This window comes from Janthinobacterium sp. GW822-FHT07H11 (assembly GCF_058798615.1).
In genome coordinates, this window is the sequence record NZ_CM179507.1 from 5,856,947 (window position 1) to 5,878,277 (window position 21,331).

The window sequence follows — 21,331 nt, forward strand, 5'->3', positions numbered from 1 at the left end:
CTATCGGGTCATGTCCGCGGGCGCCGGACGGCAAAAAGGGCATCTCCGATGCCCTTGCTTGATGTACGCGGTACAATGCCGGCTGCCCTTTAGCCATAGTCCTTCAGCCATGTTCAACCCCTCTTCCGACGACGTGCGCCGTTTCTTTTGCGAAACATTACGCAAGCATCGCGCCCATGAGATCCTCACGCCGATGGAAGCCATCGCGCTCGACTGGATCCTCGAACACCCCGAGTATGAAAACGAGCTCTCCGACGTCGAAGCGGCGCTGGCGCGCGACTATTCCGTCGAAGGGGGCCAGGCCAATCCGTTCCTGCACCTGTCCATGCATCTGTCGATCACGGAGCAGGTGCAGGTGGACCAGCCGCGCGGCATCCGCCCGGCCGTCCAGCAGCTGACCCAGCGCCTCGATTCGGCCCATGCGGCCCAGCACGAAGTGATGGAATGCCTGGGCCAGATGATCTGGGCTTCACAGCGCTCGGGCTTGCCGCCCGATACGGACGCCTATATCGACTGCGTCCGCAGGCGTTAACCGGGCTACACCGCCGAAGGCTGCAGGACAGCTGCCTTCGGCGCCTTGCCCATCAATCCCAGCACCACCTGCAGCGCCATGGCGACGGCGCCGACGATGAAGACCACGTCGCCGAAAGTGCGTATCCAGCGCAGGTTCTGCAGCAGCGGCTGCTGCATGAAGCCTTCGCTGCGCGCATACCACAGGCCTTCCGTCACGCTGGCGTGGAATTGGATAATGCCAATCGGCAACAAGCTGGTAAAGATCATCAGCGCCAGGCCCCCGTTCAAGCCCCAGAACGCCGTCTTCATCAACGCCGGGCTGAAGCGGTAGTCGGGCCGCAGATAGCGCAGCACCAGCAAGGTAAAGCCCAGCGCCAGGAAGCCGTACACGCCGAACAGCGCCGCATGCGCATGCACGGGAGTCGTGTTCAGGCCCTGGATGTAGTACAAGGCCACGGGCGGATTGATCATGAAGCCCAGCACGCCCGCGCCCAGCATGTTCCAGAAGGCGACGGCGACAAAGCACATCAGGGGCCAGCGCAGGTTTTCCATCCACGGCGCGCGTTCCTTCAGGCGCCAGTTTTCCCACGCTTCGTGGCCCAGCACGATCAGCGGCACCACTTCCAGCGCGCTGAAGCTGGCGCCAATGGCCATCACGGGCGTGGTGGTACCGGCAAAGTACAGGTGGTGGAAGGTGCCGGGTATGCCACCGAGCATGAACAGCGAAGCCGAGGCCAGGCTGGCCGTCGTGGCCATGCGCACCGACACCAGGCCCAGGGTCGAGAAGATGAAGGCCAGCGCCGTGGTGGCGAACACTTCAAAGAAGCCTTCCACCCACAGATGCACTACCCACCAGCGCCAGTACTCCATCACCGACAAGTGCGTGCGCTCGCCGTAGAACAGGCCGGCACCATAGAACAGGCCGATGGCGCCGACGGACGCGGTCAGCAGCGCCAGCAGGTTCCTGTCGCCGCCCGGCTGGCGCAGGGCGGGCACGACGCCGCGCAGCATCAGCACGAGCCACAGCAGGATGCCGACGAATTTGCCGATTTGCCATAAGCGTCCCAGGTCCACATATTCATAACCCTGGTGGCCGAGCCAGAAATTCCACTCGGGCGGCATGACTTGCGCAATCGCAAGGTAATTGCCGATAAACGAGCCGACGACGACCGCGACCAGGGCCCAGAACAGCACGTCGACACCGAGGCGCTGCCACTTCGGGTCCTTGCCGCCATTGATCAGCGGCGCGAGGAACAGGCCGGCCGCCAGGAAGCCCGTGGCGATCCAGAACAGCGCGGCCTGGATATGCCAGGTGCGCGTGAGCGCATACGGGAACCAGCGCGATACATCGATGCCGTAGAACTGCTGCCCTTCCACCGTGTAGTGCGCCGTGAAGCCGCCGATGAAGACCTGGAAGATGAACAGCGCCACCACCAGGAACAGGTATTTGCCCAGTCCGCGCTGCGAAGGCGTCAGCGCGAAAGTGGTGAGCGGATCGCGCGGACCGGCGGCCGGCAGCGCTTCGTCATGGTCGCGCAAGAAGGCCCAGCCCCAGACGAGGAAACCCACGCCGGCCAGCAGCACCACCACGCTGGCGACCGACCAGACGAGGTTTTCGCCGCTGGGCTGGTTGCCGATCAGCGGTTCATGCGGCCAGTTGTTCGTATAGCTCACTTTCTGGCCCGGACGTTCGGTGGCGGCGGCCCACGCCGTCCAGAAGAAGAACTGCGTCATCTGCCGGCGCCGCTCGGCACTGGGCAGGGTATTTTCCTTCATGGCGAAATGCTCGCGGCTGGCGTGCAGCGCAGGCGCGTCCGAGAACAGCTGGTCGTAATAGTGCGCCGTGTTGGCGATGGCTTGCACGCGGCGCGCCGACAGGTGCAGTACCTGTTCTTCATCGACCCGGTTGGCGCGGTATTCCAGCTTGAGCGCTTCGCGCAGCGCCGCCTGCGCGGGGCCGTCGAGCGCCGCGTACGCCTTGCCATGCTGCTCTTGCGCGGCCAGTTCCAGCCAGGCCGTCAGTTCGCGGTGCAGCCAGTCGGCCGTCCAGTCGGGCGCCTGGTAGGCGCCGTGGCCCCAGATGGAGCCCAGCTGCATGCCGCCGACGGATTGCCAGGCCGTCTGGCCGTCGAGGATGCCCTCGCGGTCGAACAGCTGCCGGCCGTCCTGCGCCAGCACTTGCGCGGGAATCGGCGGCGCCTGCCGGTAGACTTCCGTGCCGTAGTAGCCGAGCAGCGAAAACGTCACGATCAGCACACCGATCAGGGTGAACCAGAGTTTTTTGTAGGGACCCATGGGGCTTTCCTTTGTCAGTGCACCACGGCCGGCGCAAAGCGCTCGAACAGGATGTTGTTTTCAGTATGGATATGCGCCATCAGATCTTCGCGGAAGGTGCGCAAGCCCGTGTACAGCGCGCGCCAGGTGGTGCAGGCGCCACCAGGTGCGGTGATATCGTTCGTCATCGCCTCCATCGCGCGCAAGGCCACGCCATGGTCGTCGTGCTCCATGCGCATCACGTTGATGGGCGCGCCCGCCCTGGACCCCTGGCCACGCACGATCATCGGAAACAGCACGTCCTCCTCCTTGCGCATATGGCTTTCCAGTTCCTGCGCCATGGCCGACAGGTGTTCCGCCAGCCCGTGCGGACAGTCGGCGCGGTCGCCATGCACCTGCTCGACCTTGCGCGCCAGGCGTATCAGCTCGGGCAGCTGCTCGCGGTGCACGGCGTGGTAGCGCGCCAGGATGTGTTCCACCAGCTCGGTGGCCGAGGCGTCCTGCCAGTCACGCGCGCCGCTGGCGTCAATCCGTCCGGCCAGCACTTGCAGTTCCTTGACGATGGGCGCCGTGTCCACGCCGGCCGCTTCGGCCGCCGCGCGCAGGGTCTTGTTGCCGCCGCAGCAAAAGTCAAGGCGGTGCGCATCGAACAGGCGCGTGGCGCCGGGAATGCGGCGGGCCAGCTGGCCCAGGGATTGGTCGATCAGTTCCATGAAAAGCTCCTGTTTAATTTAAATAAGGGGAATGGGGGGATGGGAATGGCCGCGCGTCATGGCAGGACGCTGGACTTGTAGATGCCCGGCAGCGGCTCGCCGCTGACTTCCAGCACGCCCACGGCGCCCTTGCCGGCGCGCGAGAGCGCATGGTCGACCAGCAGGTAGGTGCCCGGATACTGGACCTTGAGCTCGACGATGGTCGCGCCGCCCGGCGCCACCAGCGTGGTCTGCACATCGTGTTTCGGGCTGCTGATGGAGCCTTCGCTGTACACCTTGTCGAAGATCTCGCCAATGATGTGGAACGATGAAATCTTGTTCGGGCCGCCCACGCCAAAATAGATGCGCACGGTCTCGCCCACTTTCGCCTGCAATTTATGCGTCTTGCTCAGGGCGCCCACTTCGCCGTTGAAGACGTAGTAGTCAGGCAGCTCATTGGCCATTTTTTCCAGGTTCGCTTCCTGGTGCACGGGGGCGCCGTGCGGACGGCCCGTGTACATCTCGCCCTGCATGACGTAGTACTCGCGGTCCACTTTCGACAGGCCGCCTTCCGGTTCGACCAGGATCATGCCGTACATGCCGGCCGCGATATGCTGCGGCACCAGCGGCGTGGCGCAGTGGTAGACATACAGCCCGGGATTGAGCGCCTTGAAGGCGATGGTTTTTTCCTGCCCCGGTGCGACCTGGGTATGCTGGCCGCCGCCATGGCCGCCCGTCACCGCATGCAGGTCGATCGAGTGGATCATCTTGCTGTCCTTCGCATTGAACAGGGTCAGCTCGACCGTGTCGCCCACGCGGGCGCGCAGCATGGGGCCGGGCACCTGGCGGTTGAAAGTCCAGTAGGTGAAGGTGGTGCCGTCATCGAGCTTGCCGGGCAGTTCCACCGTCTCCATGCGGTACTTCAGCGTCTTCGGCGCGCGTGCGCCGACGGCCGCCGGCACCGAGGCCGGATTGGCCGCCACGCTGACGGCGGACGGATCGGGGCCGCGCATCGGGGCCGGCGCCGGCGTGTACAGGGCCAGCGCAGCCTGGCTCGATTCATTGGCCGCGCTGTCGGCAGCGGGCGCGCCCGTGTCGGCCAGCGCCGGGCCGCTCACCTGCAGACGGCCTTCCATGCCGATCTGGCGATGGCCGGGAATCGAACAATAATAGGTGAACGTGCCGGCCCGCGGTACCTGAAAGCGCACCGTGGTCTGGCCGCTGCTGGCGCTGAACTTGGCCGAGGCCACCTTCAGTTCGGGCAGCACCAGGTCATGCTCGGCGCCCTCGCCGCTTTTCAGCACGATCTCGACCGTGTCGCCGGCATTCGCCGCCAGCGTCGGGTTTACCTGCCCCTGCTCGTCGACGAAGACCATCTTGCCGTCGACGATATTGGTATGCAGCGCATAGCGCCTGGTGGCAGCCGGCGTGGCGGCCGCCTTGCCGGCCGGCGCGGCGGCCATCGGCATCGCATGGGGGGCGGCCTGCGCCTGCACGGACAGTGGCATGGCCAGGACACAGATGGCGGCGGCGATGGCGCCGAGCGGAGGAATCGTTTTCATGGAGCTTTCCTTGGTCTTGTATGCCGGTTCGGCACTACTAGCAAGGCAATCGGCATGCCAGGAGAAAACTTGTTTTAAATCAATGATTTGAAAAATACAGGGTATTTATGACCCACTTTTCATATGGTCCGTTGTACCCTGCATGGTATCCATGACCACGAACCACACCCATCTCTTGCTGCTCACCGACCTGGTCGCCGACCTGCCCGTGGCCGTGCGCCTGCAGCGGCTGGTGGGCTGCCTGCGCGCGCATTTCGGCTGCGAAGCCGTGGCCCTGCTCAAGCTCGATGGCGAGCATTTGCGCCCCGTGGCCATGGATGGCCTGGTCAACGACGCGCTGGGGCGGCGCTTCGCCGTGGCCGACCATCCGCGCCTGTCCGCCATCCTGCAGCGGCGCGGCGTGCTGTGCTTCCATCACGACAGCGTGATGCCCGATCCCTATGACGGCCTGGTGGCCGAACATCCGGGCGAGCCGATGCCCGTGCACGACTGCATGGGCATGGCGCTGGACCTGGAGGGCGAGCGCTGGGGCGTGGTCACGCTCGACGCCATGCAAGTGGGTGCCTTCGATGCGCGGGCGCAGCGCGACCTGGGTGAACTGGCCTGCGCCATCGAGGCGGCCGTGCGCGTCACCCGCCTGGAAGCGGAGATACGCGCACTGCGCCTGTCAAGCGGCGCCGTGCAGGAAAATACGCAGGCGCGACGCGAAGAGAGCGATTTCGTGGGACAGAGCACTGCCATCACGCAATTGCTGCACGAGTTGCAGGTCGTGGCCGATTCCGAACTGCCCGTGCTGCTGCTGGGGGAAACGGGCGTGGGCAAGGAGCTGTGCGCGCACCGGCTGCACCGGCTGTCGCGCCGCGCCGGCAAGCCGCTGGTCCACGTCAATTGCGCGGCCTTGCCGGAATCGCTGGCCGAAAGCGAACTGTTCGGTCACGTGCGCGGCGCGTTTTCCGGCGCCGTCAGCGACCGGCCCGGCCGTTTCGAGGCGGCCGAGGGCGGCACCCTGTTCCTCGATGAAGTGGGGGAATTGCCGCTGTCGATACAGGCCAAGCTGCTGCGCACCTTGCAGAATGGCGAAATCCAGCGCCTGGGCGCGGACCGGCCGCGCCGCGTCAATGTGCGCGTGATCGCCGCCACCAACCGCAGCCTGCGCGAGCATGTGCGCGACGGCACGTTCCGGGCCGACCTGTACCACCGCCTGTCCGTGTATCCGGTGCCGATTCCGCCGCTGCGCGAGCGGGGCAATGACGTGCTGCTGCTGGCCGGGCGCTTCCTGGAACTGAACCGCGCGCGCCTGGGCCTGCGCAGCCTGCGCCTGTCGGCCGCAGCGGAAGACGCGCTGCGCCATTACCGCTGGCCCGGCAATGTGCGCGAACTGGAACACGTGATCAGCCGGGCCGCGCTGAAAGCCGTGATCCGCGGCGCGAACCGCAAGGACATCGTGACGCTGGAAACGGATATGCTCGACCTCGATGCGCTGGACCTGCCCGCTGGCGCCGGGGACGGCGCGCGCCTGCCTGCCGAGACGCCAGGTGCCACGGCCGCCATTGGCCACGCCACCATGCAGCAGATCGTGGAAACAAGCCAGCGCCAGGCGATCCGCCAGGCGCTGGCCCTGCATCAGGACAACTGGGCTGCCGCCGCGCGGCAACTGGGGCTGGACGCCAGCAACCTGCACAAGCTGGCGCGCCGGGTGGGACTGAAAGCCTGACGCGGTAATACAGCTCAGCGGTGAATGACCAGGGTGGTGGGCAGGCTGTGCAAATAGGCCGCCAGGTCCTTGATGTCCTGGTTGCTCAGCGGCTTGACCTGGCCCGTCATGATGGCATTGTTGCGGCCGTTGGCGGCGTCGCCGCGCTTGTACGCGGTCAAGGCGTGCTCCAGGTAATCCTTGTGCTGGCCGGCCAGCTTCGGATACGAAGGGTCGATGGGCGAGCCGTAATCCTTGCCGTGGCAGGTGGCGCAGCTGTATTTTTCGGCCAGCGCCTTGCCCGTGTTGATATTGCCGGCGGCGAGGGCGGAAAACGAAACGGTGGCGCAAGCGAGGGCGGCGAGTAGTTTTTTCATCGGGCTGGTCCTCAGTTCGGCTTGGCTTGTTGCGCATAATACGCGGCGACATCGGCGATGTCCTGGTCCGACAGGCTGGCGGCAATGCCCTTCATGCTGGGATGCTTGCGATCGCCCTTCTGATATGCCTTGAGCGCATTTTCGATATATTTTGCCGACTGTCCGCCTATCATCGGCACCTGGAACACTTCGGGGAAGGTCGCCTTGTAGCCAGGAATGCCGTGGCAACCGATACACATTTCCACCTTGGCAGTGGCTGCCTTGGCGTTTCCTACAATGTCAGCCGCTGTGACGGCATTTGCTATGCCGGCAAGCACGAGAAGTGCAAATATTTTTTTCATAGTGGCAAAGTGAACAGAGGTAATCGGAGAAACGCCAAAGCTGGTTTTTTTGACCTTAAATGTTGACAATTAAACTGTTAATGGCCGATTCTAACCAAGATATTCTTGCAAGTCCACCTACAAAGCCCGCATTGTAGGCCGGCGTGCACAGAGCGCCTGCGTGGCAGTGTGGCATAGTTCTGTTTATACTCACTCTTTCATTTCTTTGGCAGACCGCTCATGCAAGCAAAGCACTCCCAGCAAGGCCACCGCTTCGAAGGTTCCGACAGCTATGTCGCCACCGCCGACCTGAAACTGGCCGTGAATGCGGCGCTGACCCTGCAACGCCCGCTGCTGATCAAGGGCGAGCCGGGCACGGGCAAGACCATGCTGGCCGAGGAAGTGGCGGCCGCGCTGAACATGCCGCTGATGCAATGGCATATCAAATCGACCACCAAGGCCCAGCAGGGCTTGTACGAATACGACGCCGTGTCGCGCCTGCGCGACTCGCAGCTGGGCGACGAGCGCGTGCGCGACATCCAGAACTACATCGTCAAGGGCGTGCTGTGGCAGGCGTTCACGGCGCCCGAGCCGGTGGTGCTGCTGATCGATGAAATCGACAAGGCCGACATCGAATTTCCGAACGACCTGCTGCGCGAACTCGACCGCATGGAATTCTATGTCTACGAGACGCGCGAAATGGTCACGGCGCGCCACCGCCCGCTCGTCATCATCACCTCGAACAACGAGAAGGAATTGCCGGACGCCTTTTTGCGCCGCTGCTTCTTCCATTACATCAAATTCCCGGACAAGGACACGATGGAGCAGATCGTCGCCGTCCACTACCCGCACCTGAAGCAGGAATTGCTGGCGCAGGCGCTGCAAACCTTCTATGAGGTGCGCGACGTGCCGGGCCTGAAGAAAAAGCCGTCGACGTCGGAATTTCTCGACTGGCTCAAGCTCCTGCTGGCCGAAGACATCCCGCTTGACGCGCTGCGCAGCAAGGACAACAAGGCCGTCGTGCCGCCGCTGCATGGCGCGCTGCTGAAAAACGAGCAGGACGTGCACCTGTTCGAGCGCCTGATGTTCATGTCGCGCACCAACCGCTAAGGAGCGCCGGTGAACGACATCAGCACCGACATCGTCCTCGTTCCGCTGGAACTGCACGGCGTGCGCCTCGAGGCGCTGGCGCCGCACCACGCCCCCGGCCTGCGCGCGGCGGCCATGGATGGCGAACTGTGGAATCTGCGCGTCACCTCCGTGCCCGAACCGGACCAGGTCGACCAGTACATCTTCAAGGCCATCGAGATGCGCCCGTCGCGCTTCGCCTTTGCCGTCATCGACGCGGCCAGCGGCGAGGTGCTCGGCACCACCAGCTACCACGACGTGGTGCCCGAGATCAAACGCCTGGAAATCGGCTACACCTGGTACGCGCAGCGCTGCCAGCGCAGCCACGTCAACACCACCTGCAAGTTGCTGCTGCTGGCGCATGCCTTCAACACGCTCGGCTGCGCGCTGGTGGGTTTTCGCACCGATAATTTCAACCATGCCTCGCAGGCGGCCATCGAACGCCTGGGCGCGAAAAAAGATGGCGTGCTGCGCCACCATGGGCTGCGCCGCGACGGCACCGTACGCGACACGGTCATGTACAGCATCACGCGCGGCGAGTGGCCGGAAATTGACGCCCACCTGCGCTACAAGCTGGCGCAGCGCCCCATCGCCGCCCTGCCCCGCGCGGGAGAGCGGGCGCCATGCTGATCGATTTCTTCTTCACGCTCAAGGATGCGAAGATTCCCGTCTCCATCAAGGAGTTTCTGACGCTGCTCGAGGCGCTGCAAAAGAACGTCATCGACGCCTCGATGGACGATTTCTACTATCTGGCGCGTTTGACCCTGGTCAAGGATGAAGCCCATTTCGACAAGTTCGACCGCGCCTTTGCCCAGTACTTCAAGGGCGTCAGCGCGGCCTTCGAGACGAATGCGGCGATTCCCCTCGACTGGCTGCTGAAACGCATGCAGCGCGAGCTGTCCGAGGAACAGAAGGCGCAGCTGGAAAAATTCGGCTACGACAAGCTGATGGACCGCCTGAGCGAGCTGCTGAAGGAGCAGAAGGAGCGCCACGAAGGCGGCAGCAAGTGGATAGGCACGGGCGGTACTTCACCGTTCGGCAATGGCGGCACGAACCCGGAAGGCATCCGCATCGGCGGCAAGGGCGGCAACCGCACGGCCGTCAAGGTATGGGAGGCGCGCAGCTACCAGGATTACGACGGCGAGCGCGAACTGGGCACGCGCAACATCAAGGTGGCCTTGCGCCGCCTGCGCAAGTTCGCGCGCGAAGGCGCGGAAGACGAACTGGCGCTCGACGCCACCATCGCCGCCACGGCCAACAACGCGGGCTACCTCGATATCAGGATGCGGCCCGAGCGCAAGAACCGCATCAAGGTGCTGATGCTGTTCGACGTGGGCGGCAGCATGGACGACCATATCGAGCGCACGGAAGAACTGTTTTCGGCGGCGAAGACGGAATTCAAGAACATGGAATTCTTTTACTTCCACAACTGCGTCTACGACACCCTGTGGAAGAACAACCGGCGCCGCAATGCCGAGCGTTTTCCCACCTGGGACGTGCTGCGCAAATACCCGCCCGATACCAAGCTCATTTTCGTCGGCGACGCCACCATGAGCCCCTATGAAATCCTGCAGCCGGGCGGCAGCGTCGAATACAACAACGAGGAAGCTGGCGCCGTCTGGCTGGCGCGCTTCACGGCCGCCTTCCCGAAATTCATCTGGCTCAATCCCGAAGCGGAAGGATTGTGGCAGTACCGCCAGTCGATCGGCGTGATGCGACAACTGATGAACAACCGCATGTTCCCGCTGTCGATCGACGGGCTGGAACGGGGCATGCGTCTGCTCAGTAAATAAAGACGCGCGACAAAAAGTCCATGGCGGCATGCGGCCGCCATGTCGTACACTGCGGTACAAAACTACCGTGCGGAGCTTCTCCGCTGCGGGCGGGTACCATACGCTGATACCAGCCCCGCCCCACCCTGCTGCATCCCGTGCGCGGCCGCCATGACCGTGACACTGTTCGATTGCGCACATCGTGCTCGCCTTCTGCTCCGGTAGAATCGGCGCATCGCTCTGCGCAAACTATGCACCATCGCTGCACCATGTCATTGCCGCGCCAGCTCCCATGCTGCCGGCCGGTGCCAGCGCTATTTCAAAGGAATGAGCATGCAAAGTCTCCTCTCGATCGCCGCCGACCTGTCCTGGCCCTTCGCCATTACCCTGGCCTGGGTCGTCGGCGAATTCGGCCACCGCTGGACGGGCCTGCCGCGCATCAGCTTTTATGGCGTGATCGGCTTCATCCTGGCGCAGACCCAGGTAGGCGTGTTGCCGCAGACGGACGCCGGCCCCATGCTGGTGCTGGCTGACGTGGCCTTCGGCCTGATCCTGTTCGAGGTCGGCTACCGCATCAACCTGCGCTGGCTGAAGAACAACCCGTGGATCGCCGTCACGGGCCTGGTCGAATCGCTGTTCACGTTTGCCGTCGTGTATTTCATCGGCATCGAATTCGGCACCACTTCGATGACGGCGCTGCTGCTGGCATCGCTGGCCATGTCCACCTCGCCGGCCACCATCATGCGCGTGATTAACGAGGAACGCAGCTCGGGCCAGGTCACGGAGCGCATCGTCCACCTCACCGCCCTCAATTGCGTGCTGGCCGTCTTCACCTTCAACATCATCATCGGCTTCTGGATGTTCCAGAGTTCCACCGACCTGATCGAGGCGACCAGCAGCAGCGCCGCCGTGCTGGCCGCCTCCGTGGCCGCCGGCACCGTCTTCGGCATCGTCGTGCCGGCCATGCTGCGCCGCCTGGGCAACATGGCGCAGGATGCCACGGTGGCGTTCGCGCTGTCGGTGATGCTGCTTGTCGCCCTGACCTATACCACCAGCCTGTCGCCGCTGCTGGCGACCCTGACGTTCGGCCTGGTGGCACGCCATCGCCGCGTCGCCTTCAGCCAGGCGCAGCGCAATTTCGGCGCGCTGGGCGAACTGCTGACGGTGCTGCTGTTCGTGTATGCCGCCTCGACACTGGAATGGGCCAGCGTGACGGCCGGCGCGGCCCTGGCCCTGGCCGTCGTCGGCGGGCGCCTGCTGACGAAAGTCGTCGGCGTGGCCGCGTTTTCGCACGTCAGCGGCATTTCCTGGCGCAAGGGCGTGCTCACGGGCGTAGCGCTCACGCCCGTTTCCGTCTTCATCATCCTGCTGCTCGAACATGCGCGCCAGCACGGCGTGAACTTCGGCGACGAATTGAATGCCCTGGCCGCCGTTACCCTGGGCCTGGAACTGGTCGGCCCGGTGCTGGTGCAGCGCGTGCTGATGCTGGCAAAAGAAACCCACGAAATCAAGGAGCGCTAAATGCCGCTGGAACCCTTTGGCCAATCAGCCGCGCTGACCTTCGGCGTCGAACTCGAACTGCAATTGGTGAACCTGTCGGATTACGACCTGACTGCCGCCAGCCCCGACCTGCTGCATCTGCTGGGCAAGAAGCCGTTTCCCGGTAACGTCACGCCGGAAATCACCGAGAGCATGATCGAGATTAATTCGAGCGTGCACACCCACCATGCGCCGCTGCTGGCGCAGTTGCAGGAAATCCGCGATACCCTCGTGACGGCGGGCGACAAGCTCAATATCGGCATCGCCGGCGGCGGCACCCACCCGTTCCAGCAATGGTCGTCGCAAAAGATCTTTTCCAAGCCCCGCTTCCAGGAGATTTCGGAACTGTACGGCTACCTGGCCAAGCAGTTCACCATCTTCGGCCAGCACGTGCATATCGGCTGCGCCTCGGGCGACGACGCCATGTTCCTGCTGCATTCGCTGAACCGCTATATCCCCCACTTCATCGCCCTGTCGGCCTCCTCGCCCTACGTGCAGGGCCGCGACACCCTGTTCGATTCTGCCCGTCTGAACTCCGTATTCGCCTTCCCCATGAGCGGGCGCGCGCCGTTCACCCTCAGCTGGGACCAGTTCTCCAACGAGTATTTCGCCAAGATGGAAAACACCGGCATCATCAAGAGCATGAAGGATTTTTACTGGGACATCCGGCCCAAGCCGGAATTCGGCACCATCGAACTGCGCGTGTGCGACACGCCGCTGACGGTGGAACGGGCCGCCGCGCTGGCCGCCTACCTGCAAGCCCTGTGCCGTTATCTGCTCGAACGGCGCGAAACCCCGCCGGTGGAAGACGATTACCTCGTATATAACTACAACCGCTTCCAGGCCTGCCGCTTCGGCCTCGATGGCGCCATCACGCATCCGAAAACCTACGAGACGATGTCGCTGCGCGAAGACATCATGACCACCCTGCGCAAGATGGAACCGCACGCGGAGGCGCTGGGCAGCACGCCAGCCCTGAAACACCTGTCGGACGTGGCCAAGCAGTGGAGCGATGCGCAATACCTGCGCAAGCAGCACAGCCTGCAGGGCAGCGCCGAGGGCATGGTCGATTCGGCGATCCGCTGCTTCCGTGGCGAGCCGATGAACTATTGACGCTGCACAGCATGAAAACGTAGGTCGGATTAGCGGCGTAGCCGCGTAATCCGACAACATCGTTAGCGCCGGTGGTGGCGTCGGATTACGCGCTTGCGCGCCTCGGCGGCCCCGCTAATCCGACCTATGCCGCTGCCGTAGCAAGGCGCCAAAAAACCACACCGCGCCATCCCGTCATTTACAGCCACCTCCCCCGCTTGTTACAATAAGTGAGAATGATTCTTATTATTGTTTAAAAATGCAAAGGGAACGCGATGCCGCTGGCAGAGCCGCTACAACGCCAGGACATCGCGACACTGTATGCCGACCACCACGGCTGGCTGCAAGGCTGGCTGCGCAAAAAGCTGGGCAGCACGGCCTGCGCGGCCGATGTGGCGCAGGACACCTTCATGCGCCTGCTCGACCGCGAGGACGCCGTCGCCGCGCGCGAGCCGCGCGCCTTTCTTGCCACTGTGGCGCAGCGCGTGCTGTTCAACCATTACCGCCGCCAGAAACTCGAACAAGCTTACCTGGACGTGCTGGCGCAGCTGCCGCCCCGGCATGCGCCGTCGCCCGAGGAACGCGCGCTGCTGCTGGCCACCGTGTTTGAACTGGACCGCATGCTCGACGGCTTGCCGCCGCCCGTCAAACGGGCTTTCCTGCTGCGCCAGCTCGACGAACTGCCGCAGGAAGACATCGCGCGCCAGCTCGGCATCTCGCTGGCGACAGTCAAACGTCATCTGCAGCGGGCCGGCAGCGCCACGCAAGCGTGGCAGCAGCTGCAAAGGCAGCATGAACACCTGCCGCCCGCCATGCACGCGACCCTGCTGCGCGCCTGCGTGCAGGCGAATGCGCCGCGCCGCCATGCCGTCAAGACGCTGGCCCTGCTGCTGTCCTGCGGCGCCTCGCTGTATGCATTCGAGCGCCGCGGCCCATGGCGCAGCTGGACGGCCGACTACCGCACGGGCATCAACCAGCGTCGCGTCGTGACCCTCGATGACGGCACGCAGCTCACGCTCAACACCAGCAGCGCCGTGAATATCGTTTACGACGGCGCGCAGCGTCGCATCGACCTGCTGGCCGGTGAAATCTTCATCGCCACCGCCAAGGATGCAGTACAACGCCCGTTCTTCGTCGACACGCCGCGTGGCAAGCTGCAGGCGCTGGGCACGCGTTTCACCGTGCGCCTGCACGAACGATACGCCAGCGCCGGCGTGCTCGAAGGCGCCGTCGCCGTGCTGGCCGATGATGGCGCACAGCGCCTGGTACTGCGTCCCGGCGAAGGCGCGCATTTCGACAGCACGAGCTGCTACCGCCAGGCGCTGGCGCCGTATGGCGGCGCCTGGCTGAATGGCATGCTGGTGGCGCGCGCCATGCGCCTGGCCGATTTCCTCGCCGAGCTGTCGCGCTACAGCGACCATCCGCTGGCCTGCGCGCCGGCCATCGCCGGCTTGCGCGTCTCCGGCTCCTACCCGCTGGCCGACATCGGTGCCATCGTCGACGCCGTCTGCGCCAGCCTGCAATTGCGGCGCAATACCGTCACGCGCTTCTGGGGCCGGCAAGTCGTCAGGATCGAACTGGCGCAGCGCTAAGAATATTTTCTGCAAAGTGAGCTGTTTCAGCGTGCTCGCGTGACTTGGTAGACAGGTAGTCTCCATCTTGCGCATCCACGAAAGGTTTTATTCCATGCACCACGCTTCGCGTTCCCTCCTTACCCGCACCGTTTTGGCTTGCGCCCTGGCGCAGATCGGCATGACCCTGGCCCTGCCGGCGCTGGCCCAGGCACAAAGCCGGCAAGTGCGCGTCTATGCCATCCCGGCCGGCACGCTCGGCGACGTGTTGACCCGCTTCGGCAGCGACAGCGCCATTTTATTGTCGTTCTCCGGCGAGGCCACGCAAGGCTTGCGCAGCGCCGGCCTGCAAGGCAGCTATGGCGTGCAAGACGGTTTCCGCGTGCTGCTGGCCGGCAGCGGCCTGCAAGCCGTGCCGCAGCCGAATGGCGGCTACCTGCTGCAGAAGATCCCCGCCAGCGCGACTACTCCGACGGCGGACAGCCGCGGCGTGGCCGTCATGAGCGGCGTCACCGTGGTGGCGGCGGCAGAGCGCAGCGCCGCCACCAGCGGCACGGCAAGTTATACCGGCGGCCCCGCCAGCGGCGCCACGGGCCTGGCCCTGACGCAGCGCGAAACGCCGCAGTCGCTGACCATCGTCACGCGCCAGCAGATGGATGACCAGAACAGCAATGCCGTCTCCGACGTCATGAAGAACGTCAATGGCGTGAGCGTGCAAAACTATGACAGCGACCGCTGGAGCTTCCAGGCGCGCGGCTTTGCCGTCACCAATTTCCAGTACGACGGTGTGTCGGCCATCTATGACGGCGTCTACGACTGGGGCACGACCAACAGCGACATGGCCATCTACGACCGCATCGAAGTGCTGAAAGGCGCGACGGGCCTGATGAGCGGTTCGGGCGACCCGTCCGCCACCGTCAACATGGTGCGCAAGCGCCCCACCGCCAGCTTCGAAGGCTCGGCGACCTTGGGTGCGGGATCGTGGGACAACTACCGCGGCGAAGCCGATGTCTCCGGCCCCCTGAACGACAGCCGCACGGTGCGCGGCCGCCTGGTGGCCGCCTACCAGGACAAGCACTCCTACCTGGACCGCTACACGCAGCAGAAATCCGTCGCCTACGGCATCATCGAGGCGGACCTGACACCCGTCACCCTGCTGACGGCCGGCTTCACGTACCAGGACTACAAGCCGCGCGGCTCGACCTGGACGGGCTTCCCCGTGCTGCTGGCCGACGGCACGCGCACGGATTTCCCCACCGCGTGGAACCCGGCCACGGACTGGAGCCGCCGCGACATGCAGAACACCACGCTGTTCACCTCTGTCGAGCATAGTTTCACCAACGAGTGGAAGGTGAAACTGAGCGCCAACCAGCTGCGCAGCAAGCATGACAGCGTGCTCGGTTCGGCCAGCGGCGGCAATCCCGATCCCGTCACGGGCGAAGGCGCCTACTTCTTCATGGGCAAATACAAGGGCGACCGCCGCCAGAGCACCGTCAACGTGGACGCCAGCGGGCCGTTTACCGCCTTCGGCCGCCGGCACGAAGCCATGCTCGGCTACTCCCATTCCAGCGCAAAGCAGGATGGTCCCGTCTACGAATCGGTCTACCCACCCGTCGAAGGCAGCTACTTCGACTGGCGCGGCCGGTATGCGGAACCCGCATTTACCCGCCTGGGCAACGACAACGACAGCACGCGCCAGAGCGGCCTGTATGGCGCCGTGCGCCTGCATCCGGCCGACGCACTGTCCGTCATCGTCGGCGCGCGCGTGAGCAACTACAAGCAGGAGCAGGACCGCAGCTTCTTCGACCCCAAGACTGCGCGCATCACCTCGCGCATCGAGGAAAGCAACGTCATCACGCCATACGCGGGCGTCGTGTATGACCTCGACAAGACGTATTCCCTCTTCGGCAGCTATACCAGCATCTTCGCTCCGCAAAGCAACCGCGACGTGAACCGCAACTTTCTGTCGCCCGTGCGCGGCAAGGGTGTTGAAGCGGGCGTGAAGGCCGAATACCTCGATGGCAAGGTCAATGCCAGCGCGTCCCTGTTCCAGATCCGCCAGAGCAATGTGGCCAGCTCCGTGGGTGAAGTCAACGGCGAGGAAGCGTATCAAGCCATCGACGGCGTCACCAGCCGCGGCGTGGAAATGGAAGTGACGGGCGAAGTGATGCAGGATGTGAAGCTGAGCGCCGGCTATACCTACACCCACGTGCGCGACGCGGATGGCAAGGACGTGTTTTCCACCATGCTGCAAACCACGCAGCCAGCCCACCTGGTACGCGTGCAAGGCAGCTGGCGCCTGCCGGCCAGCCTGGACAAACTGACCGTCGGTGGCGGCATCAACTGGCAAAGCAGCTACTACGGCAATATCTGGAATCCCGCCATCGAGGATTATTCACGCATCAAGCAGGGCGGCTACGCGCTGGTCAACCTGATGGCGCGCTACGAGATCAGCAAGAACGTCACGGCCAGCCTCAACGTGAACAACCTGCTGGACAAGAAATACTTCACGGGACTGGGCCTGTTCCAGACGGGCTTTTACGGCGAACCGCGCAATGTGATGTTCACCGTGCGCACGAAGTTCTAACTAACTGCCATACAGCGCCAGCGCCCAGGCTGGCGGGCGCAATTCCAGCGCCAGGGGCAGGTAAGCGGGATCGAAGCGCGCCGCCAGCAAGTACACATTGGCGGCGCCCTTCGGCTCCCAGTTCCCCGTAAAGCCCTTTTCACTGGCGGCCACGCGCTTGCGGTCGAAGGGCACGGCGCTTTTCGCGAATTCCTCGTGCGTCTTTTGGCCCTGCGCATATGGCGCCAGCCAGGCCAGCGCCTCGGCCAGGCGCCGCGCTTGCGGCGCGCCATACCAGTCGTCGCCATGCGCCTGCGCCATCAGGGCCGTCGTCAGCAGCGGCTCCAGGCTGTAGGTGGCGTAATGCAGGGCATCGCGCTGCTCGAAGTCGAAGGGCACGCCGCCGGCGCCGATATTGCGCGGCACGTGCGCCAGGAAGCGTTCCTTCGCCCGCGCGACCAGCAGGGCGTCGCCCGTGACGTACGCGGCGGCCGTGCCGATCTTGATGCGGTGGCTGTGCCAGTTGTTGCGCGCCGTGGATGGGCCGCCCACCTTGACGGGATCGCTCAGATACCCGTGCGACAGGGTGCGGCAAAACGCCTGCACCTGTTCGCGCTCGACGCCGCTCAAGCGTTCCTGTACCAGGTCAAAGCCCATCAGCAGGCTGGCCAGCTCCGTCTCGTCGACGGGGCTGAACGATGGCTGATAGGTGCCGCTCCAGGCCAGCAGCAGCTGGCGCGCGCTGTCGAAATGTACGGTGTCGTCAGACAGACGCCACGCCAGCGCCTGCAAGCGCGCCTGGCGCCAGTCTGCCTGCGCCTGCTGGCTGGTCTCGCGCCCGCCCTCTCCCTTCAGCAAGCCGCCCGTGCGCACCTGTGCCATCAGGTGCACGGGCCGCGCAGCGTCCTTGCGCGCCGCCTTGAGCACCTGTTCCGCGACGGCCGGCGCCACCCGCGCCTTGAGCGTGCGGGCGCGCGCGGCGGATGTCAGCGCAAACGGCAGCGCGTCATTGCCGGCGCGCGGCGCCGCGCGCAAGCCCGCCAGCGGCAGCGCCAGCAGGCCGGCCAGCACGACACGCCGGCGCATCGGGTGCGCCATCAAAAGCGCGTCTCCCGCGCCGCGCGCAAAAAGTTATCGAGGATGGGCGTGCAATCGAGCAGTTCGACACCGCCCGCCGAATGGAATTCCGGGTGCCACTGCAAGCCCATGACGAAGCGGGCACGCTGGTAGCGGATGGCTTCGACGATATTATCCCCTTGCGAATAGGCTTCCACGGTGACGTCGCGCCCCAGGTCCTTGACCGACTGGTGGTGGATGGAATTGACGAGCGCCTCGCCCGTCTTCGGAAACATGCCCGCCAAAGACGAACCTTTCGGGAAGACGATGGTGTGGCGGTGGCGGTCGTACAGGTCGTTGACGTGGGAAGTGGCGCCCTCCACATCCGAGGCGATGTCCTGGTACAGGGTGCCGCCAAAGCCCACGTTGATCAGTTGGCAGCCACGGCAAATACCCAGCACGGGTTTGCCCGCGTCGACGAATTCGTGCAACAGTTCGAGTTCGTACAGGTCGCGCGCGCGGTCGCCGTTCCATTCGGGCCGCGTGGCCGCCTCGGAATACGTCTGCGGCGAGACGTCGGCGCCGCCCTGCAGCACCAGGCCGTCCAGGTGGCGCGCATAGTGGCGCAGGGTGATATTGCTCGGGTGTAGCTGGCCACTGGTATTGACGGTCGGGATCATGAACACCAGTACATCGCGCGACATGACCCACTGCGCAATCGACTCTTCCAGGTATTGCAGGTTCTTGCTGCGCAGGCCAGTGGCGCCCGGCTCCGGGTGGAAAATGCGCGCCGAGATGCCGATGCGCAGGGTACGGCGCATGAAATCGCGGCTGGCCTTGTCGCGCATGGAACGGTAGCGCGACGAGATCACCCGCCAGGCCAGCGCCAGCGGCGTGTCGTTATCCTTCAGGTAGCGGGGGGCGGCGTCGCGCGCGCGGTGCTCCTCATCGGGTGCCCGGCGGCCCACCCGGTCGGGCCTTGACGGCGCTGGCGCCGCGGCATCGGTGGATGGGGGCTGCTGGGGATCTTTTTCGTCTGACATGGCAAGGCTGACTGAAAGCGGAGACGTTTTCAATATAAACCCCAGCCTCCCAAAGCACGATTCAATTTTGTAACAAAAGCACATGTGCGGCGCATCCACGCAACACGCCGGCAGTAACACTGCATACAGTCCGTTTACGCTGGCAGCCCCGCTTTTTAGAGAATCTTTACGCCCCCGCTGCTAATCTTGAACGTACCTCAACCACCGCTGCAAAGCCACCATGGAACCCCATTCACGCCTGCAAACGCATCAAGCGCATCAAGCACTGCCCCACCGCCATCCCCGCCGGCCCACTTTCCTCATGCATATCACGGTCGACAAGTCCTGCCTGGCCGAGCTGCGCCAGCTGGTCGTCAAGACCTGCGGCGGCATGCTGTCATTCATGCGCGTCGAGGCGGTCGACCATGCCGAACGCATGAAGGTATGGCTGTGCGTGACGGAGCCAGCCCTGCGCCTGACCATGGATGCCGTCATGCGCCTGCTGCCGGCCGCCGAATTTGGCCGTATCAGCCAGGGGAAATCGCTATGAACCAGTACGCGTGCGACCAGGCGATGTCTTCATCGCGCATCACCACCCACTTCCAGGGCATCTGGGTGCCGATGGTCACGCCATTCCGTGATGGCGAAATCGATTTCGACGCCGCCCAGCAGCTCGCATGCGAACTGGCCACCAGCGGCATCGACGGCCTGGTGGTGTGCGGCACCACGGGCGAAGCGGCCATGCTGAGTGCCACGGAACAGACCATGTTGCTCGACAGCGTGCTCGAAGCCGTCGGCCCCCGCTTCCCCGTCGTGATGGGTATCGGCGGCAGCGATACGCGCGGCGTCGTCGCCGCCGTGCAGCGCTATAACGACCACCCGCTGGCTGGCCTGCTGATTTCCGCGCCCGCCTATGTGCGCCCCTCGCAGGACGGCATCGCGCGCCATTTCCAGGCCATCGCCGCCGCCACCGACCAGTCCATCGTGCTGTACAACGTGCCGGCGCGCACCGGCGTCAATATCGAGCCGCAGACAGCCGCCCTGCTGGCGCGCGACTCGCACTTCGTCGCCATCAAGGAGGCGGGCGGCAAGCTGCAGCAGCTGGGCGAGTTGCTGCTCGAGACGCGCCTGGACGTGCTGTGCGGCGACGATGCGCTGCTGCTGGCCAGCCTCACCATGGGTGGCCACGGCGCCATGTCGGCCGCCGCCCAGGTCCGCCCCGACCTGTACGCGCAATTGTTCGACCTCGTCAAATCAGGGCGCCACGGTGCCGCCAGCGCCCTGTTCAAGACCATGCTGCCCGTCATCCGGCTGCTGTTTGCCGAACCGAACCCGGGCCCCGTCAAGGCGGCCCTGGCCATGCAGGGCAAGGTGCGCGACGAACTGCGCCTGCCGCTGACAGCCATGTCGCCCGCCGGCCAGGCCGCCCTGGCCGCGGCACTGGAGCTGCTGATGGAGCTGCCCCGGTGGACGCCCGGCGACAAGGAGGAAGCTCGCGCCGGCTGCTTGCTGCAGCTGGTCTCCGCCACCAACATCATGCCAGCCGTGCGCCAAGATGATCATCGCCATCACGGATGAACGCGGGGGCCTGGAGAAATCCATCGTGGCCGGTCGGCTGGCCGCCTCGCGCGCGCTGGCCGGACGCAAGGTATTGCTGCTTGATGCAGACCCGCGCCAGGGAGCGCTGGCGCAGGCCAGGAACATGCGCGACGGTGCCCTGCACGACAGCGTGCAGCGCCCGCGCCTGATGGCGCGCGCCATCAGCGCCAAGGGCTTGCAGCCGGAACTGGAACACCTGGTGCACTGCTACCACGACATCGTCATCGACAGCGAAGGCCGCGATTCCATGGGCAGCCGCTCGGCCCTGATCGCCGCGCGTGTACTGGTGGTGCCGCTCGACGGCATCGTGGACGGCGCCGCGCAGGCGGGCCTGGCGCGCCGCATCGCGCATGCGCGCAGCTTCAATCCGGGGCTGCGCGTGCTGCTGGTCGCGGAGACGCAAGCCGCCGCCGCCCATGCGCTGGCCACGCAGATTCCGGCTGCCCGCGTGGTTGGCCTGGGACAGCTGTATTGTGCCGTCTTCGACAACCATCACCGCGCGGCATAACTCTCGACAGCAGGGGGCAGACCCGTCGGGAAGCGCCCCCCCCAATG

The 21,331-nt window shown here is 64.8% G+C and carries 19 protein-coding genes and 1 pseudogene; 13 read left to right on the forward strand and 7 right to left on the reverse strand.

Annotation, left to right across the window (positions count from 1 at the left end; genetic code table 11):
* Window positions 1-109: 109 nt before the first annotated feature.
* Complete coding sequence (locus AC3RCJ_RS25875; protein ID WP_034780276.1) at window positions 110-532, forward strand: DUF1841 family protein; 423 nt, start codon at window positions 110-112, stop codon at window positions 530-532.
* A 5-nt stretch (window positions 533-537) separates the two neighbouring features.
* On the opposite strand, the gene AC3RCJ_RS25880 is transcribed toward AC3RCJ_RS25875, so the two are convergent.
* Genes AC3RCJ_RS25880 through nirK form a run of 3 tightly spaced genes read right to left on the reverse strand, consistent with a single transcriptional unit; the run spans window position 538 to window position 5,041 of the window.
* Window positions 538-2,808 carry a nitric-oxide reductase large subunit gene (locus tag AC3RCJ_RS25880; RefSeq protein WP_492957126.1) on the reverse strand — a complete coding sequence of 757 codons (2,271 nt, stop codon included), beginning with the start codon at window positions 2,806-2,808 and terminating at the stop codon, window positions 538-540.
* 14 nt (window positions 2,809-2,822) lie between these two features.
* Window positions 2,823-3,500, reverse strand: coding sequence for an iron-sulfur cluster repair protein YtfE (gene ytfE / locus AC3RCJ_RS25885; protein WP_492957127.1), 678 nt, complete (start codon window positions 3,498-3,500; stop codon window positions 2,823-2,825).
* A gap of 56 nt (window positions 3,501-3,556) precedes the next feature.
* Window positions 3,557-5,041 carry a copper-containing nitrite reductase gene (gene nirK, locus AC3RCJ_RS25890; RefSeq protein ID WP_492957128.1) on the reverse strand — a complete coding sequence of 495 codons (1,485 nt, stop codon included), beginning with the start codon at window positions 5,039-5,041 and terminating at the stop codon, window positions 3,557-3,559.
* A 151-nt stretch (window positions 5,042-5,192) separates the two neighbouring features.
* Between nirK and norR the strand changes: the two genes are divergently transcribed.
* A complete protein-coding gene (gene norR, locus AC3RCJ_RS25895) occupies window positions 5,193-6,755 on the forward strand; it encodes a nitric oxide reductase transcriptional regulator NorR (RefSeq protein WP_492957129.1) in 1,563 nt (520 codons plus the stop codon).
* Between the two features lie 14 nt (window positions 6,756-6,769).
* Here the strand turns inward: norR and AC3RCJ_RS25900 are convergent, their stop codons facing one another.
* Together AC3RCJ_RS25900 and AC3RCJ_RS25905 are read right to left on the reverse strand one after the other, a co-directional pair.
* Window positions 6,770-7,111 carry a c-type cytochrome gene (locus AC3RCJ_RS25900; RefSeq protein ID WP_492957130.1) on the reverse strand — a complete coding sequence of 114 codons (342 nt, stop codon included), beginning with the start codon at window positions 7,109-7,111 and terminating at the stop codon, window positions 6,770-6,772.
* Window positions 7,112-7,122: 11 nt separating this feature from the next.
* On the reverse strand, window positions 7,123-7,452 hold the full coding sequence (locus AC3RCJ_RS25905) for a c-type cytochrome (protein ID WP_492957287.1): 330 nt from the start codon (window positions 7,450-7,452) through the stop codon (window positions 7,123-7,125).
* A 219-nt stretch (window positions 7,453-7,671) separates the two neighbouring features.
* Between AC3RCJ_RS25905 and AC3RCJ_RS25910 the strand changes: the two genes are divergently transcribed.
* The 8 genes and pseudogenes from AC3RCJ_RS25910 (at window position 7,672) to AC3RCJ_RS25945 (ending at window position 17,120) form a co-directional block, all read left to right on the forward strand.
* Entirely contained in the window at window positions 7,672-8,541 is an 870-nt protein-coding gene (locus tag AC3RCJ_RS25910) for an AAA family ATPase (RefSeq protein ID WP_492957131.1), read from the forward strand.
* Between the two features lie 9 nt (window positions 8,542-8,550).
* The gene (locus AC3RCJ_RS25915) at window positions 8,551-9,189 is read left to right on the forward strand and encodes a GNAT family N-acetyltransferase (protein ID WP_492957132.1); all 639 of its coding nucleotides are present in this window, start codon (window positions 8,551-8,553) and stop codon (window positions 9,187-9,189) included.
* Complete coding sequence (locus AC3RCJ_RS25920; protein ID WP_492957133.1) at window positions 9,183-10,352, forward strand: vWA domain-containing protein; 1,170 nt, start codon at window positions 9,183-9,185, stop codon at window positions 10,350-10,352. Before AC3RCJ_RS25915 ends, AC3RCJ_RS25920 begins: the two co-directional genes overlap by 7 nt.
* A gap of 312 nt (window positions 10,353-10,664) precedes the next feature.
* Window positions 10,665-11,852: a cation:proton antiporter gene (locus AC3RCJ_RS25925; protein ID WP_492957134.1), complete on the forward strand. Its 1,188-nt coding sequence runs from the start codon at window positions 10,665-10,667 to the stop codon at window positions 11,850-11,852.
* Window positions 11,853-12,983 (forward strand): YbdK family carboxylate-amine ligase, encoded by a 1,131-nt coding sequence (locus tag AC3RCJ_RS25930; protein WP_492957135.1) that lies wholly within the window; start codon window positions 11,853-11,855, stop codon window positions 12,981-12,983.
* 254 nt (window positions 12,984-13,237) lie between these two features.
* Window positions 13,238-13,720: pseudogene (locus AC3RCJ_RS25935) on the forward strand (sigma-70 family RNA polymerase sigma factor); the annotation flags it as partial.
* 54 nt (window positions 13,721-13,774) lie between these two features.
* Window positions 13,775-14,554 carry a FecR family protein gene (locus tag AC3RCJ_RS25940; RefSeq protein ID WP_492957288.1) on the forward strand — a complete coding sequence of 260 codons (780 nt, stop codon included), beginning with the start codon at window positions 13,775-13,777 and terminating at the stop codon, window positions 14,552-14,554.
* 94 nt (window positions 14,555-14,648) lie between these two features.
* Entirely contained in the window at window positions 14,649-17,120 is a 2,472-nt protein-coding gene (locus AC3RCJ_RS25945; RefSeq protein WP_492957136.1) for a TonB-dependent siderophore receptor, read from the forward strand.
* Here the strand turns inward: AC3RCJ_RS25945 and AC3RCJ_RS25950 are convergent, their stop codons facing one another.
* Window positions 17,121-18,197: an alginate lyase family protein gene (locus AC3RCJ_RS25950; RefSeq protein ID WP_492957137.1), complete on the reverse strand. Its 1,077-nt coding sequence runs from the start codon at window positions 18,195-18,197 to the stop codon at window positions 17,121-17,123.
* A complete protein-coding gene (locus AC3RCJ_RS25955; protein ID WP_492957138.1) occupies window positions 18,197-19,198 on the reverse strand; it encodes a gamma-glutamyl-gamma-aminobutyrate hydrolase family protein in 1,002 nt (333 codons plus the stop codon). The genes AC3RCJ_RS25950 and AC3RCJ_RS25955 overlap by 1 nt, the downstream gene beginning before the upstream one ends.
* 220 nt (window positions 19,199-19,418) lie before the next feature.
* Here AC3RCJ_RS25955 and AC3RCJ_RS25960 point away from each other — a divergent pair, with 220 nt between their 5' ends.
* Genes AC3RCJ_RS25960 through AC3RCJ_RS25970 form a run of 3 tightly spaced genes read left to right on the forward strand, consistent with a single transcriptional unit; the run spans window position 19,419 to window position 21,284 of the window.
* A complete protein-coding gene (locus tag AC3RCJ_RS25960) occupies window positions 19,419-19,727 on the forward strand; it encodes a hypothetical protein (RefSeq protein ID WP_492957139.1) in 309 nt (102 codons plus the stop codon).
* Window positions 19,724-20,755 carry a 4-hydroxy-tetrahydrodipicolinate synthase gene (dapA, locus tag AC3RCJ_RS25965; protein ID WP_492957140.1) on the forward strand — a complete coding sequence of 344 codons (1,032 nt, stop codon included), beginning with the start codon at window positions 19,724-19,726 and terminating at the stop codon, window positions 20,753-20,755. Before AC3RCJ_RS25960 ends, dapA begins: the two co-directional genes overlap by 4 nt.
* Window positions 20,733-21,284: a division plane positioning ATPase MipZ gene (locus AC3RCJ_RS25970; RefSeq protein ID WP_492957141.1), complete on the forward strand. Its 552-nt coding sequence runs from the start codon at window positions 20,733-20,735 to the stop codon at window positions 21,282-21,284. The genes dapA and AC3RCJ_RS25970 overlap by 23 nt, the downstream gene beginning before the upstream one ends.
* The last annotated feature ends 47 nt before the right edge of the window (window positions 21,285-21,331 follow it).

Bases quoted from the DNA above. Each gene is read 5' to 3' on its own strand.
- AC3RCJ_RS25920 (WP_492957133.1), top strand. From the start codon at position 9,183: ATGCTGATCGATTTCTTCTTCACGCTCAAGGATGCGAAGATTCCCGTC.
- dapA (WP_492957140.1), top strand. From the start codon at position 19,724: ATGAACCAGTACGCGTGCGACCAGGCGATGTCTTCATCGCGCATCACC.
- AC3RCJ_RS25970 (WP_492957141.1), top strand. From the start codon at position 20,733: ATGATCATCGCCATCACGGATGAACGCGGGGGCCTGGAGAAATCCATC.
- AC3RCJ_RS25945 (WP_492957136.1), top strand. From the start codon at position 14,649: ATGCACCACGCTTCGCGTTCCCTCCTTACCCGCACCGTTTTGGCTTGC.
- AC3RCJ_RS25925 (WP_492957134.1), top strand. From the start codon at position 10,665: ATGCAAAGTCTCCTCTCGATCGCCGCCGACCTGTCCTGGCCCTTCGCC.
- nirK (WP_492957128.1), bottom strand. From the start codon at position 5,041: ATGAAAACGATTCCTCCGCTCGGCGCCATCGCCGCCGCCATCTGTGTC.
- AC3RCJ_RS25880 (WP_492957126.1), bottom strand. From the start codon at position 2,808: ATGGGTCCCTACAAAAAACTCTGGTTCACCCTGATCGGTGTGCTGATC.
- AC3RCJ_RS25930 (WP_492957135.1), top strand. From the start codon at position 11,853: ATGCCGCTGGAACCCTTTGGCCAATCAGCCGCGCTGACCTTCGGCGTC.
- AC3RCJ_RS25875 (WP_034780276.1), top strand. From the start codon at position 110: ATGTTCAACCCCTCTTCCGACGACGTGCGCCGTTTCTTTTGCGAAACA.
- AC3RCJ_RS25960 (WP_492957139.1), top strand. From the start codon at position 19,419: ATGGAACCCCATTCACGCCTGCAAACGCATCAAGCGCATCAAGCACTG.
- AC3RCJ_RS25950 (WP_492957137.1), bottom strand. From the start codon at position 18,197: ATGGCGCACCCGATGCGCCGGCGTGTCGTGCTGGCCGGCCTGCTGGCG.
- AC3RCJ_RS25900 (WP_492957130.1), bottom strand. From the start codon at position 7,111: ATGAAAAAACTACTCGCCGCCCTCGCTTGCGCCACCGTTTCGTTTTCC.
- AC3RCJ_RS25940 (WP_492957288.1), top strand. From the start codon at position 13,775: ATGCACGCGACCCTGCTGCGCGCCTGCGTGCAGGCGAATGCGCCGCGC.
- norR (WP_492957129.1), top strand. From the start codon at position 5,193: ATGACCACGAACCACACCCATCTCTTGCTGCTCACCGACCTGGTCGCC.
- AC3RCJ_RS25955 (WP_492957138.1), bottom strand. From the start codon at position 19,198: ATGTCAGACGAAAAAGATCCCCAGCAGCCCCCATCCACCGATGCCGCG.
- ytfE (WP_492957127.1), bottom strand. From the start codon at position 3,500: ATGGAACTGATCGACCAATCCCTGGGCCAGCTGGCCCGCCGCATTCCC.
- AC3RCJ_RS25905 (WP_492957287.1), bottom strand. From the start codon at position 7,452: ATGAAAAAAATATTTGCACTTCTCGTGCTTGCCGGCATAGCAAATGCC.
- AC3RCJ_RS25910 (WP_492957131.1), top strand. From the start codon at position 7,672: ATGCAAGCAAAGCACTCCCAGCAAGGCCACCGCTTCGAAGGTTCCGAC.